This window comes from Arenibacter echinorum, assembly GCF_003259375.1.
In the GTDB taxonomy this organism is placed as follows: Bacteria; Bacteroidota; Bacteroidia; order Flavobacteriales; family Flavobacteriaceae; genus Arenibacter; species Arenibacter echinorum.
This window is the reverse complement of the sequence record NZ_QLLN01000001.1, coordinates 763,206-777,749: the sequence shown is the minus strand read 5'-3', so window position 1 is coordinate 777,749 and position 14,544 is coordinate 763,206. Positions and strand designations below refer to the sequence as shown.

Below are 14,544 nucleotides of genomic sequence, written 5' to 3'. Positions count from 1 at the left end.
TGCAATTAAAAAAGGCCTTTTTTTACCGATAATAAGATTTGTGCTGTGAAAAACAATACAGGTCAATAGAAAAAAGCGTATTAATTCACCCTTCGCTGTTTCATTAACTTAGCTACTGCAGAATCACATTTCTTGGAATAGAGATCTACCAGATCCTTATATTTATCCTCATAGGCCAAATTGGTCACCTCGTTCACATCCTCTTTAAGGTTGTATAGCTCAATGAATTCCGGGTTAGCTTCATACCTAATGTACTTCCATTCATCGTCCCTAAAACATTCCGTCTTGGGAAGCAAGGACTCCCCTTCCCGTTGATGTTCAAAAAATGCTGAAGACCGCCAATTTTCCGTCTTGTCCGTATAAAATGAGGTTAAACTTTCTCCTTGATAGGATTTAGGAATCTCCACCCCCGCCAAATCCAATATGGTAGGTGCAATATCCAGGTTCAATACCATTTCTTCAAAGGTTTTCCCCCTGTCCGACTCAGCTTCCCTAGGGTCATAAATCATCATGGGCACACGAAGTGACTGTTCGTGCATCAACCATTTACCTGCAAATCCACGTTCACCCAAAAAGTAACCGTTATCACCCATAAATATAATTGCAGTATTGTCTGCCAAACCTTCTTCTTCCAAAGTAGTCCTTAACCTACCTATAACACTATCCATGGTACTTATCATCTTGTAATATCCCTTCACCATTTTTTGGAACTTCTCTGGGGTATCATATCGCCAGTACCATCTTTTTCGATTCATTGAATGCTTCATAAATTCAGGCAAAGCTCCAAAAAATGCAGGATCAGCTGTTCCTGGCACCGGGATTTCATTTTCCACATATAAACTATCTGCATATTTTGGCCAGAAATACTGTTCTTCTGCACCATCATCGGCACGTGGCGACCAAAAGGACAACGAAAGACAAAAAGGCTTGTCCTTGTCCGACTTAATAAAGTCGATCGCATGATCCCCGTTGATATCAGCAAGATGCTGCTCCTTGCCATCTACCATTTTCAGATACGGCCAAAAGGTCTTAATACTGGTGTCGAAAATAGAATCCTCTACACCCTAGTTAACCTTTACACCAAACTTACCTATAAGTCCGGTTCTATAACCTGCTTTTTTTTTAGCAGATAGGGATAACTATCATACATATACCCATTGTTCAATTTGGGTTTTCCAAAATTAAAGTCATGGGTTCTCTCATACAGACCCGTAAGAATGGTGGCCCTACTAGCAGCACAGATAAGCGTGGTAACAAAGGCATTTTTAAAATAAAGGCCCGTACTGGCCAACTGATCCATATTGGGAGTTTTTATAATTGAATTCCCTGCAAACCCAAGGGCATCCCATCTCTGATCATCCGTAAGGATAAAAATAATATTTGGCTTTTTCTTTACTACTACTTATTGCTTCTGCGCCCCTTCTTTACAAGACGATACAAGTATCAATAATAGACCTACAGAAACTACTTTTATTAATTTTCTCATTTTACTACATTAAAATCCAACCACCTTAAACATTTATTTTAATCGAAAAGCACCACTTTCTGCTCATACCCCTTCCTTAAAAGTTCATCTCAACAGAAGGTACATATTCATTTATGTTTTGATTATCCCCCTCACCCATATAATTTACATATACAAAGCCAGCTCCACTGATCTTATCGTTTCCTTTTAATTTAAAGGCCGACTGAAAGCAGGTAATTCCAGCTTTTAGATCCACTACGAACTTGGCAGAGGTCATATCTTTATCTACTTCCACAGTTTGCAATATGTTGCCCGCTTTTAAAGTGGCACTTTCTATCCTATCCTCCAAAGCACCCTTACTGTTCTCCCCAATTCTTTTACCCGACTCGTTGGGCCACCTATTTACATCCAACTGGTATCTACCATCACGAGCTACGTTTACCACCCATATCTTTTCTCCATTTCTGGTATGTGCATCATGTGAATAGAGTGTTACCGGGTTTTCATGTTCCGATCCAACATACATTTTTGCATACCCACCAAAATCAACCGAAACATCCTGCCACCAATCTTCATATCTTTTGTAAAGTTCTTCAACTACTTGAGGATTCTCTTCCACAACGTTGACCTGTTGCCCCCCATCATTCTTGATATTATACAATTCCTTTTCTTCCCTGTTCACCAACCGCCAATCCTTGGTCAATACCTGATACTCCTTATCTTTTAGTGGATATTCCACGCGTTGGTTATGAACAAACACCGTTCTATCGTCGTCCCATTGGTTTATCTTTCCGTTCAAAAGTGGCATAAGGCTCCTGCCATCGAAGCTTAAACTGTCCGCCCGTTTTAATCCGCATAGCTCTATAAGTGTTGGAAGCACGTCTATATGTGCGGATAGTGCATCGATGTCCTTTCCGCCCTGAATTCCTCCTTTTGGCCAACGAATAAAAAACGGTACTCGGTGGGCATTCTCATAACCCCATATTTTTGCACCTCGCATTCCTGCAGTATAGCCTTCCTCCACAAAACCCGTTTCAAAATCCATCTCAACCCCAACAAACCATGGACATGGACCATTATCAGTCATAAAAATAACTATGGTATTCTCGTCCAATCCCAGCTCGGTGACCTTTTTAAATAAGGTAGCAACATCTTCATCTATTTTCTCTACCATCCCGTAATACTTTGCCAAACGTTCCGAAACCTTACCCCTAAAAGGCGCTACATATTTTTCGTCCACGTTCAAGGGCGCATGGGGCAAGTTGGTGGGTATATAGCAAAAAAATGGTTCGTCCTTATTTTTTTCTATATAATCAATAGCCTCGTTAAACCATACCGTATTACAATAGCCCGCATATTTCTCAAATTTACCATTGTGCTTATAGGTATCATCAAAATAGTCGTTTCCCCAAAAATCCGGAGATTGACCTATTCCTCCTCCCCCATGCACCAAGGCTTCCTGAAATCCGCGATCGTTAGGTCTAAAGGGATAATTCTCTCCAAGGTGCCATTTTCCAAAGACGCCTGTCTTATAACCATTATCAGTAAAAACATCTGCCATGGTAACCATACCTTCTTATAACAAGGATCTACCTCCTATGGTATGCCACACTCCTGCCCTTGCAGAATAATTACCGGTAAGTAAGGCCGACCTAGTTGGAGAACAGGACGGGTCCACATGAAAGTCGGTAAAACGCACACTCTCATTATAGAATTTGTCCAAATTAGGAGTCTTTACATATGGACTTCCAAGACTGGCCAGATCACCATACCCTTGATCATCGGTCATAATAAGAATAATATTGGGTTTCTTATGTTCGGATTTTGATACATCACTTTTCGCGACCTCCATACAACTAAGTAGAATTAGCCCAAATGACAGGACTATAAGAATATATTTTAATTTCCTCATTTAAATTTTTATTGATTACGTCCCAGAAGCAGAAAAAAGATAAGTCGCACTATCCAACAAGTGAGCTCTGACTTACTACATTTTTAATTATTATAATTGACCCCGGACAGTTCTAAGTTTAATATTTTCTGCAAGACCACGGAAACAGCACCAATTGAGGTGGCCTGATCACCAAAGGTGGAAGGTTGAATGTTAACCCTCGCGTTTCCAGGCAACAAATACTTGTCCTTTTTCTTTTCTATTAAATCAAAAAGCAAATCCCCATTTAAGGAAATTCCTCCTCCTATATACACGGTTTCCGGATTTAATAAATTTGCAATGGTTCCTATTCCCTTACAGAGATACTCGGCCACATCATCATATATCTTCATTGATGCAGGGTCACCCTTTTTTGCGGCCCGTGCTACCAACTCGGCGGTAATCAAGTCTTCATTACCATTACATAACTCCTTCAACATTTCCGATTTATTCTCTGCCAAAACCTGTTGGCCCAGGGAAGCTATTCTATGACCCGAAGCTAAAGCTTCGAGACAACCGTACATGCCGCATTTACATTGCACAGTGCTATCCGTATCTACCGAAATATGTCCAAACTCCCCTGCAAATCCGGAAAAGCCCTTTAAAAGATTACCTTCAACCACCAAACCGGAAGCTATTCCGTAGCCAATATTTATTACGGCAAAATTTTTCTGATTTTCCTTCACACCCATCTTCAACTCTCCCAAAGCCATTAAACGAGTGGAATTATCATAAAAAAAAGGCAAATCCAAATGCTTTTCCAACTCCTTCCTCAAATCAATGTTTGTCCAACCGAAATCCGGGGAGGATTCAATAATTCCCGTTTCACTGTTGACCAAACCAGCCACCCCAATCCCAACTCCCCATATTTTGGCAGTGGCTTCTTTTCTGCTTTGAAGTTTATAAATCATTTTAATCATCTTATCTACAATACTCGAAAATCCCTTTTCTAATTCCGTAGGGACCTGTATCTCCGAAACAAAATTGGCGTTAAGATCAACCATGCACCCTCTTATGTAAGTAGCCCCCAAATCTATCCCGATTATATAATTATTGTCGTTCTTAAATTTTACGATCAAGGGAGGCCTTCCTCCACTGGAATTACCTACTCCTAGACTTTCAACCAAACCGTCCAAGTTTATCAATTCATCCACTATGCGAGTTATTGAGGGCGGGGTCAGCCCAGACTCCTTGGCCAGGGCAGAGCGACTAATTTGACTATTATGTTTAATAAGTTTTAAAACAACTTTTTTATTGGCAAGATGCAAAGAGGCCGCATCCATTTTTGCATATTCTTTTTTCATTCCATTGAAGATTATCTAAACCAAAGATATTAAAATACCTTTCATAAATGGTTTTTCATTGAAAATTTTTAAAAGATTATATCCATTTTAAATAGCAAATACTATATGTGCGCTAGTTAATTTTAAATTAATCCTTTAATAACCTAAAGTGAGGATATATCTCCTAATAAAACTAACTTATAATATATATATTAAAAAGTATGTTAAGGAAGACCATAGTAGGATGATGAGGGATCTACAATCTTGACATATCCTTGCAAAAAGACGACAAACCTGTCAAAAAGTGGATAGAAATAAAAATCAATTCAATATCACATTTTAGCCATGCTTAGCCATTCTTCTTTGCTTGCAGGTAATTTTTGGTGTTCAAGCATTAGCTGCCATTTTCCATTCTTTTTTGTCAATAGGGCATCGAAATGGATAAACCTTTCCGTACGTTCCCCATTTTCATCCATTAGGTCATGCCTAAATATGCCCCTTTCAAAAGCAGTGGTAATATCTCCAGTACGTTCTGAAAATCGAAAATCCAAATTTACTTTAGTGATACCCTTTTTTGTTTTTTCCAGTCCATCTTTCCATTTTGCCAATGCCTCTTGCAAAGAGTAACAGACCTTGCCACTATCCGATACCAAAATGCCATCTTCATGGAATGTTGCCCCATATCCCGAAACATCCCCAGCTTCCACTTTTTCCTTTACTACATTCCAATACGCGTTCAATTCGCTTATTCTATTCTGTGCGAACGAATTACATGTGAATAATAAACCTATGAAGGCTACTTTTAACAATACCCTGATTTCCATTTATTTATCTTTTAATAATCTATTCTGAAATATTCTAATACTTGGATTTTATATCAATATCCGCAAAATAATCAACACTTTATAAATAATCCAACATAACCAAACATCAAAAATTCCCTTTTAGAAAAAGAAAAGTCTATTTCTAAGGAAATAAATATTCAAAAAAATGCAACCTTTTATCCACTTACTTGTCTTTAGAGCATCAACAATAAAATCTTGAGTAAATGAAAACAAAATCTATTGGCATCGGTCTTATTCTTTTATGTAGTCTTATTTTATCCTGTGATCATGAAGTTATTAGGGTACGGGGAGATATTACGACCAGGGAAGAGAGTTTTTCCGGGTATTCGGCTTTAAAGGTCTCGGATCCCTTTAACACTTATGTCCGATTTTCGGATACGGAAGAAAAGATCGAAATTGAGGCAAATGATAATCTACATGATAATATCATTGTTGAAATGGTGGACGGCACCTTGCGCATCAGGTTAAAGAACCATACGATCATAAGGGGAAACCCAACCTTGAACGCTTACATTGTTACCAAAAGGATTACCGATTTTGATTTGTCAGGGGCTTCCAAGCTGAGCTTGGAATCTGAATTGGTGGCGTCCGACGTCTCTATTGAACTATCGGGGGCTTCCGAATTTACCGGAGAGTTGAATTTGGAGCAGTTGGATCTGGAAGCAAGTGGAGCGGCCGATATAGACCTCTTTGGACAAGTTGACAAACTGGACGTTTCCCTATCTGGGGCAAGCAATCTAAAGAATTACGATTTATCGGTCAAGGCATTGGATATCCGATTGTCCGGGGCAAGTGATGCCTATCTTTCGGTTACCGAAACCATAGATATAGACGCCTCCGGTGCCAGTAAATTGAGATACAAAGGAAGTCCCATTATTGTCAAAAGTAAACTATCCGGAGCTTCTGAAATCATCAAGAAACTATAGAATGAAAAGCTATTGGTTATATGTGAAATAACACATATAACCAATTACCTAATTTCAACTCTTTTGTATCCTTTTGCTAAATACTAAAAACAGGACACCACAAAGGAGCCATGCCGGTAAGGTAACAAAGGATAGAAACACATCGAACTGAACGGATATAAAATAAAAGAGACCAAAGCTTATTGCCCATGCAAAAAATACGGCCTTATTAAATTTTAGATTTGCCACTTCTGCAAAATTCTTAACGATGCCTGCCTGTTTGTGGAAAAAATGTTCAAACACGATAATTGCACCGAAAGGAGCGAGGATAAACCCGTAAAGGGCTACAAAATCCAACAATTTCATCGCAAAGGCCGGAAAAAGACCTGCTATGGTTGCCAATGTCCCGGCAATTATAGTAACCCAAAAAGTGGATAGTTTGGGCACAATGGCCTGAAAGGCCAGACCCGCTCTATATATAGTTGGGTTGGCGGTGGTCCACCCGGCCAAAACCACGGCAATTATTCCAAATACACCTATGGCATTATAGGCCAAAGGTCCCGGGGCTACTGTAGGTGCCTCGCCGTTTGAAAGCAGTCCTTGGGCTTCAGGCGATTTTAAATAAACAGCATATAATAGAGCCGCTGCTATCCATGCCATATAATGCCCTACGTACATACCTGCTGCAGTTGTCCATCCACTACTGGCCTTTTTCGCAAAACGGAATACCGATAAATCGGACATTCCCACGTGCATGGCCGCATTGGCGAACCAAGACCAAATAACAACATGCCAGAAGGTATATTTTATCTGTCCTGGAAAGGGTTCGGAACCTTCTCCCCATATATTCCAAAATTCCGATAGGCTGCCTACCCCCAACTGACTTAAAGCCACAATCCCACAGGCCAAAAAGGCCAATACGATGACGGGCGACATCCAATTTGCCGCTTTGGAAACCGTTTCATAACCTTTGGACGCAATCAGCGAGATCAATGCACCTAAGACAAGAACAATAATCACCCATGTCATTCCATTGGGCATGGTATCCGTAAGCTTTGGCATTTCCATATTAAAGGGAATCCCCACCGCCGTGGCCGAAACCGTGATCATGGCACCTGCCAGAAAACAGAAAAGTAGCCCATTCGCCAAATTATAGCCGGTAACCAGATTTTTTCCACAGATCTTTTCTAGTTGGTAGTACAAGGTCAATCTATATTTTACGGCAATTTCTGCTGTTAGGAAACGCCAGCTGAGTACGGCTAAAAGGTTGCCTAACAGAAGTCCAATAATAAGATCAAAGGCACTTACCCCTGTTGTCAGGAACAAAGGCCCGATTACGAATTCTGTTCCTGCAGCATGTTCCCCTGCATACATCCCAAGAAAACTCTTCCAACTTTTAAGTTTGGAGGTGGGTACGGGTACACGTTCAAATTCTCCGCCTGCAATATCTTCTATTTCTTCTTCTATGTTGAATTGGCTCATATTGATTGGTTATTATGTTAGGTTATGGTGTCCGATTAAATATTCAATTTTAATTTCTCTGTTTATGGTCAAAAATTAGGTGGTTTCAGTATTACTTGAATTTCTTAGTGTTCCCGACTATTGTATAATTAACGGCACATGTTTCTTTAAGGAATAGTTCTTCTTAAGGAATTTCGGTTCCAAAGTAATATCGGAAATAACAATGGCCGCACCCAAGGCCGACCCCAAAGAGGAATCCGTAGTACTGATCTTTATGTTGGCTAGATACTGCGAGAGTAGATGTATATACACCTCGTTATCACTAAAGCCGCCATCCACATAAAGTCTCCCGATATTTGCATCTCCAATGGCCGACCTTATGCTTTTCACTTGTAACAGCACCAGTTCCAACATCAGCTGATGATAGGCATGCTCAAATCTATCGTAGGTAATTTCGGTCTCCTCCGGCATGTTTTCGGATGTAATGCTCATCCATTTAAACATGTATAGAAAATCTTTCTTGATTTCATAAAAAATGTCCTGGTCAAATTTCACTGTCTTGTGATAATCATCAGGTACGTTGAAATGAGTGGACAATGCTTTAATTTGAAGTTTATATTCGTTGCCCAGAAAAAGTGTCGAGACCTTTACAGGGCTACCGTCTATACGCATATTAAAAAGACAGCCCTTGCCAATATCGTCTATGGTCAACATTCCCTTGTTGAATGGGTTGATGGAGATACTCCAAGTTCCTGTCGAAACTAACAAAAAAGGCTTCTTAATACTTCGGATATAGGGCAAAAGAGCTGATGAGCTGTCATGAATGCCTGCTCCTATTTGAATAATCCTACCCTTATAGTTTATGGGGGTTGTTTCCCTTGAAGAACAGATGGGAGGCAATTTTTCATTTATTTCTTCCTGATACACCCATTTATGATAGTCCTTTTTTTCAAAATCCCACAGCATGGTATGGCATCCAATACTGGTAAATTCACTTACAGCTATTCCAGTAAACAAATAACTAAGGTATTGGGGAAGATGCAGAGAATATTTTATTTGGTTGTACACCTTTGGACTTGCATATTTTAACCAATAGAGATGCATGCCCGTATTCAGCATACCCAATTTCTGGGATCCGGTTATCCTGGAAAGTTCATTTTCGGGACCATATTTGTCATAGAAAGTTTCATATACTTCAGCTTTTAATGGCTTTATATAATTATAAAGAGGAGTAAGAACCTTCCCGTTTTCGTTTATGTGAACCAAGCTAGCCCCGTAACATGAAAAATTTAAGGCCTGTATCTCAAATTCTGGTGAATCCATCATTCTATCAAATACTTCTTTGACCCATTTTTCTAGGGCTTCCAAGTTTTCGGTAGGATAACCGTCCTCATCCGTAATTTCATCGAAACGATTATACTCCCGATATACCTCTTGAAAATCCGAATCGAACAGAAAGAATTTCTTGTTGGTTCTACCAATATCAAATACAGCTGTTACATTCTTTTTCATCCGGTTGTATTATAATCCTGAAGCTACGGAATTTTTGCCTCTTGCTTGGATCAAATTTTCCCGCACCTTAAGTGAGCGATAGGCATTTATGGGAGAAAGTGCACCTCCGCTCTTACGTCTTGCTTCCTGTAACAAAGGTCTTACATCTGTACGATAGGCATTCTGAAGTATCTCTTGACAACGAACTACATCGTTTTCCATTTGTGCCAACCTTAATTGGTCCTGATCTATCAAAAGTGCCTTGGCATATGCTTCCTGAATGGCCTCCAAAGATTGGATCAAATCCTCCAAGGGGTCTTTGATATTATGACTAGCATCTATCATCCATGCAGGATATGGATTTTGAGGATTGTTGTTCATCCCATAGACCAATTCGTTAAAAATTAAAAAGAGGGCATAAGGTTTAATGCTCCCTACGGTAATATCATCGTCCCCGTATTTACTATCATTAAAGTGAAATCCGCCCAATTTACCCTTCATCATCAAGGTAGCAACAATCTGTTCTATATTGGTATTGGGCAAATGATGTCCCAAATCAACCAAGGAATACGCCTTATCGCCACATTCGTTGGCCAACATAAAGGAGGTACCCCAATCCTGGATTACGGTACTGTAAAAATTGGGTTCATAGGGTTTGTATTCAATGTACAACTTCCAATCCTCTGGCAAGGCCCTATAGATATCCTTAAGACTGTCCTGGGTGTTCTGCAAGGCATTCTGGAAATTGTTCTGTCCCGGAAAATTGGACCCATCGGCCAACCAGACTGTAAGACTTTTGGAACCCAATTTGTTTCCGATATCAATAACATCAATATTGTGCTGCACTGCCTGTTCCCTGATAGCTTTTTCCTTATTGCTCAACGATCCGAACCTGTAACTTTCCTTAGCATTTTTTTGATCCTGAAAGGTGTTGGAATTAACCGCATCAAAAACAATGTTATGTGAAGTGGCTAATTGCTTTATGGCATCATAATCTTTGGGTACATCCCATGGAATATGGAGCGAAATGGCTCCTGCCGTCTGGGTGAGGGCATGCAAAATACCTACATCATCCATTTTTTGTTCCAAAGTGGACGGTTCCCCTTGAAAAGAGAACCTGCCAAATCTGGTCCCGCCCGCGCCAAGGGCCCAACTTGGAATTGCTACTTGAAATTCGGATAATTTATTGATTATATCAGGTACATTACAACCATCCTTTACTAGGAAATTCGATAAAAAATCGAATTTTTCCTGGTGTGATTTTAAGCCCTTTTGGTTCTTTTCCTGTAATATTTCTTTATCTATTCTCATTATTTTCCCAATTAGAATTAGACCTGTCAGAAATTGGTACTCTACCCTGACAGGTCTTAAAAAAAACTAACTCAAACTAACTTACTAACTATCTTACAAATGCATTGGCCATACCGCCATCAACATTTATTATATTGCCCGTAGTCTTATCCAGAATGGCCACACAGGCGAAAACACCGTTGGCAATATCCTCTGGGTAAATAATCTCGTTCAATAAATTTCTTTTGGCGTAGTGTGCAGGCAGTTCGTCCACGGTAATTCCGTAGGCCTTGGCCCTGCCTTCGGCCCAATCGCCTTCCCAAATCTTACTCCCTACGATAACCCCATCAGGGTTCACTGTGTTGACACGGATCTTGTCCCCGCCCAATTCGGCGGCCAACAAGCGGGCCATATGCTGTTGTGCTGCCTTGGCGGTCCCGTAGCCCACATTATTTGGACCGGAAACAAGGCCGTTCTTACTGGCTATACTTATAAAATCTCCTCCCAAACCTTGTTGGCGCATTATAACAACTGCCTGTTTGGCAAGTTCAAACTGCCCTTTCACCAAAACATTCTGTAAAATATCCCAATCCTTTTCAGTGGTCTCTTCCAAAGGTTTGGAAATGGCAAGTCCTGCACTATGTACCACTATATCCACACCTCCAAACTCCAAACAAGCTTTCTTATATGCTTCCTGGACAGACTCACTTTTGGTGACGTCACAAACGGCATAACTGACCGTATCGGGCTTATAGGTGCCCACAGCCTCTTTCAGTCGGTCTTCCGCTATATCCGTCAAAACCACATTGGCACCTTCCTTTGCCAATTTATCGGCAATTGCCTTACCAATACCACCACCTGCTCCGGTAACCAAAGCCACTTTTCGGGATAAGGGCTGTTCTTTCGGCATACGTTGCAATTTGGCTTCCTCTAGCAACCAATACTCAATATCAAAGGCTTCCTGTCTAGGTAAAGATGTATATTCCGTTATGGCCTCCGCACCCCTCATTACGTTTATTGCATTAATGTAAAACTCGCTGGCCACCCTAGTGGTCTGCTTGTTCTTTGCAAAACTGAACATCCCTATGCCCGGATAAATTATAATCACGGGATTAGGGTCGCGCATCGCAGGGCTATTCTCCTTTTTACAGGTTTTATAGTAGTCCTTGTACCCCTGTCTGTAAGCTTCAAATGCCGGTTCCAGTTTTTTCAGAACAGCTTTGGTATCGCCAAGATCCTCATTAGTAGCCAGATCCAATACCAGAGGCTGTATTTTTGTTCTCAAAAAGTGATCGGGACAGGAAGTACCCATGGGTGCCAAGCGCGCCAAGTCCTTACTGTTGATATACTCCATAACCACATCACTGTCGGAAAAATGTCCTATCATCCTATTCTCGGAAGAACAAAGTCCTCTTAGCAACGGCATTAATTGAGAAGCTTTTTCTGCGCGTTCATTTGGGGGCAAACTATTGACTTTTTGTCCACCAAAAACGCTGCCTTTTTCTTTAATCTTTTTTGCAATATACTCTGAAGCCTTTTCTATAACCTCCAAGCTGTTCATATAACATTCAAAGGAGGTATCCCCCCAGGTAAAAAGCCCGTGGCTTCCCAAAACGATTCCCCTTATACCCGGATTGTCGTTCAAGCATTTTTCCAATTGCAGGCCTAGATCAAATCCTGGCCTTTGCCAAGGCACCCAGCCCATGGTATCTCCCCAAATTTCCTTGGTCACCTTTTCACTATCCTTGGCCGCAGCTACCGCTATCAAGGCATCGGGATGTAAATGGTCTATATGTTTAAAGGGAAGTAGGCCGTGCAAGGGAGTATCTATGGACGGAGCCTTGCTGTCCAAGTCGTATATACAATGGTCAAAAAGACCAACCATGCGGTCCTCATCCGCAAGGCCACCATAAACATTTTTCAAGTTTCTTAATCTTTCTGTATATAGTCCGGCAATACCTGCCTTGTTCAAAGTACCTATATCCCCTCCAGAACCTTTGATCCACATTACCTCTACCTCTTCATTGGTCAAAGGATCCTTTTCAATGGTCTTACAACTGGTGTTACCTCCTCCATAATTAGTGATTCTAAGATCGGCCCCCAAAATATTGGACCTATAAAGAAACAGTTCTACCTGATCGTCACCCAGCGCCTCCGCCTTGTTCTCCTCCCAGAGATAATTAACGTATTTAAAATTCTTTACGGAATGATTCATCTTTGATAATTTTATAGCTTCATAAGTTTTATATTCGCTAATGTATTACACAGTTCTCCTGTATGCATCCTGTACTGTACTGCAACGAAGGATTTTTTTATTTTTCCGCGTTGCGATAACCAAAAGAGCTTAAGATCAGCAATAAAATTCAATATAAATACCTTATTATTGAAGTATAAACCAAAGCGATAAACCTATTATTTTAAATTTCTATTATTATAGATATGTTCAAATACCTCAAAATCGATGAAAATTCCAGGATCCCTAAATATAGGCAGATAGTAGATTCCGTAATAAATAATATTTCCAATGGCAACCTTAAGATCGATGAAAAAATTCCTTCCATCAATAGTTTCAGTGAGGAATTTCTACTTTCCCGTGATACTGTTGAAAAAGCCTACCAAATATTAAAGGACCGTAAGATAATTACCTCTATTAGGGGTAAAGGTTACTACATAACCAGAACAAAACTCATTGCCAAGGTCAATATCCTATTTCTCATCAATAAGTTGAGCGCCTACAAAATGCGTATTTACAATTCTTTTATAAACACCATAGGGGGCAACTCCCATACGGACCTACATATTTACCATTGTGACAACTCCCTTTTTATAAATTTAATAGAGAAAAATATCAACGCATATGATTATTATGTCATCATGCCCCACTTTAAGACAGACGATCTTAAACACATAAGCTATACAGACGAAGCCATAAAGGCCATCAATATGATCCCCAAGAACAAACTCGTTTTGATGGACAATAATAATCTTGATATTAAAGGAGATTTCATTGAAATCTATCAGGATTTTGAGAATGACATTTATAATGCCCTAAAGGAAGGATTGACAAAGATATCGCGATATGGAAAAATGATTCTCGTCTATCCTGAAAATGCCGTTTACCCATATCCCAGAAGAATTTTGCACGGCTTTCGTAAATTTTGTGTGGAACACAAAATAGACTTTGAGGTTATTGATGAGATATATGACGATATCATCCTTAAAAAAGGAGATCTCTTTATTACCATTGAAGAAACGGACCTAGTAAATTTGGTAAATCAGATCCGTGACAAGGAGTTTATATTAGGTGTTGAGATCGGGGTAATCTCCTATAACGACACCCCGCTAAAGGATTTGTTGGGTATTACCGTTATTTCTACTGATTTTAAAGCAATGGGGGAAACTGCCTCCAGAATGATTTTGAACAAGGAAAATGGAAAAATTAAAAACCCGTTTAATTTTATAGACAGGAATTCCATTTAAGCAGTTCAGAGTGCAATCACCTACAGATTTTTTCATTAGTAGACATCCTATTTTCTCCTCCAATCAAAAAATAAAGTACTCCCCTTTCCATATCCATATTATTGAATATACCCCAAGAGATCTTTTTTGGGGTATTCAACCTCCTTCCCAGAACTCATATTCAACCAATTTATAAACTTTGGACAAAATATGGAGTGCCAGTAAAAATTACTCTTTCTATATAAAATATACCTGTGTATATATTATATGTGCATGTTAAAAATTTAACATCTCAAATTATAGGTGCAAGGTTAAAAATTTAACATATCTGACCAGCATAGTACAGGACAGTTATAGAGAATCACCTCTATATATTTGAGCAATCCTTGATTATTTCTTAAAATTTTAAGGATTA

General features: G+C 39.7%; 10 protein-coding genes and 1 pseudogene. 2 read left to right on the top strand and 9 right to left on the bottom strand.

Features of this window, described 5'->3' with window-relative positions; genetic code table 11:
• Positions 1–80: 80 nt before the first annotated feature.
• From LV92_RS03285 to LV92_RS03260, 5 genes and pseudogenes are all read right to left on the bottom strand, one after another.
• The gene (locus LV92_RS03285; protein ID WP_111622195.1) at positions 81–1,007 is read right to left on the bottom strand and encodes a sulfatase/phosphatase domain-containing protein; all 927 of its coding nucleotides are present in this window, start codon (positions 1,005–1,007) and stop codon (positions 81–83) included.
• A gap of 83 nt (positions 1,008–1,090) precedes the next feature.
• Positions 1,091–1,369 carry a sulfatase-like hydrolase/transferase gene (locus tag LV92_RS03280; RefSeq protein WP_245946246.1) on the bottom strand — a complete coding sequence of 93 codons (279 nt, stop codon included), beginning with the start codon at positions 1,367–1,369 and terminating at the stop codon, positions 1,091–1,093.
• 193 nt (positions 1,370–1,562) lie between these two features.
• Positions 1,563–3,317 (bottom strand): annotated as a pseudogene (locus tag LV92_RS03275) (arylsulfatase).
• 143 nt (positions 3,318–3,460) lie between these two features.
• A complete protein-coding gene (locus LV92_RS03265) occupies positions 3,461–4,699 on the bottom strand; it encodes an ROK family transcriptional regulator (protein WP_111622191.1) in 1,239 nt (412 codons plus the stop codon).
• A gap of 311 nt (positions 4,700–5,010) precedes the next feature.
• On the bottom strand, positions 5,011–5,502 hold the full coding sequence (locus LV92_RS03260; protein WP_111622190.1) for a YybH family protein: 492 nt from the start codon (positions 5,500–5,502) through the stop codon (positions 5,011–5,013).
• 224 nt (positions 5,503–5,726) lie between these two features.
• Here LV92_RS03260 and LV92_RS03255 point away from each other — a divergent pair, with 224 nt between their 5' ends.
• Positions 5,727–6,449 (top strand): head GIN domain-containing protein, encoded by a 723-nt coding sequence (locus LV92_RS03255; RefSeq protein WP_111622189.1) that lies wholly within the window; start codon positions 5,727–5,729, stop codon positions 6,447–6,449.
• A 54-nt stretch (positions 6,450–6,503) separates the two neighbouring features.
• Here LV92_RS03255 and LV92_RS03250 read toward each other — a convergent pair whose 3' ends face one another.
• The 4 genes from LV92_RS03250 to LV92_RS03235 all read right to left on the bottom strand — a co-directional run bounded on the left by LV92_RS03250 (position 6,504) and on the right by LV92_RS03235 (position 12,885).
• Positions 6,504–7,910: a purine-cytosine permease family protein gene (locus LV92_RS03250; protein ID WP_111622188.1), complete on the bottom strand. Its 1,407-nt coding sequence runs from the start codon at positions 7,908–7,910 to the stop codon at positions 6,504–6,506.
• Between the two features lie 117 nt (positions 7,911–8,027).
• On the bottom strand, positions 8,028–9,401 hold the full coding sequence (locus tag LV92_RS03245) for an FGGY-family carbohydrate kinase (RefSeq protein ID WP_111622187.1): 1,374 nt from the start codon (positions 9,399–9,401) through the stop codon (positions 8,028–8,030).
• 9 nt (positions 9,402–9,410) lie between these two features.
• Positions 9,411–10,691, bottom strand: a complete 1,281-nt coding sequence (locus tag LV92_RS03240; RefSeq protein ID WP_111622186.1) for a TIM barrel protein — start codon at positions 10,689–10,691, stop codon at positions 9,411–9,413.
• An 88-nt stretch (positions 10,692–10,779) separates the two neighbouring features.
• Positions 10,780–12,885 carry a bifunctional aldolase/short-chain dehydrogenase gene (locus LV92_RS03235; protein WP_111622185.1) on the bottom strand — a complete coding sequence of 702 codons (2,106 nt, stop codon included), beginning with the start codon at positions 12,883–12,885 and terminating at the stop codon, positions 10,780–10,782.
• A 224-nt stretch (positions 12,886–13,109) separates the two neighbouring features.
• Here LV92_RS03235 and LV92_RS03230 point away from each other — a divergent pair, with 224 nt between their 5' ends.
• Positions 13,110–14,150 carry a GntR family transcriptional regulator gene (locus LV92_RS03230; protein WP_111622184.1) on the top strand — a complete coding sequence of 347 codons (1,041 nt, stop codon included), beginning with the start codon at positions 13,110–13,112 and terminating at the stop codon, positions 14,148–14,150.
• The last annotated feature ends 394 nt before the right edge of the window (positions 14,151–14,544 follow it).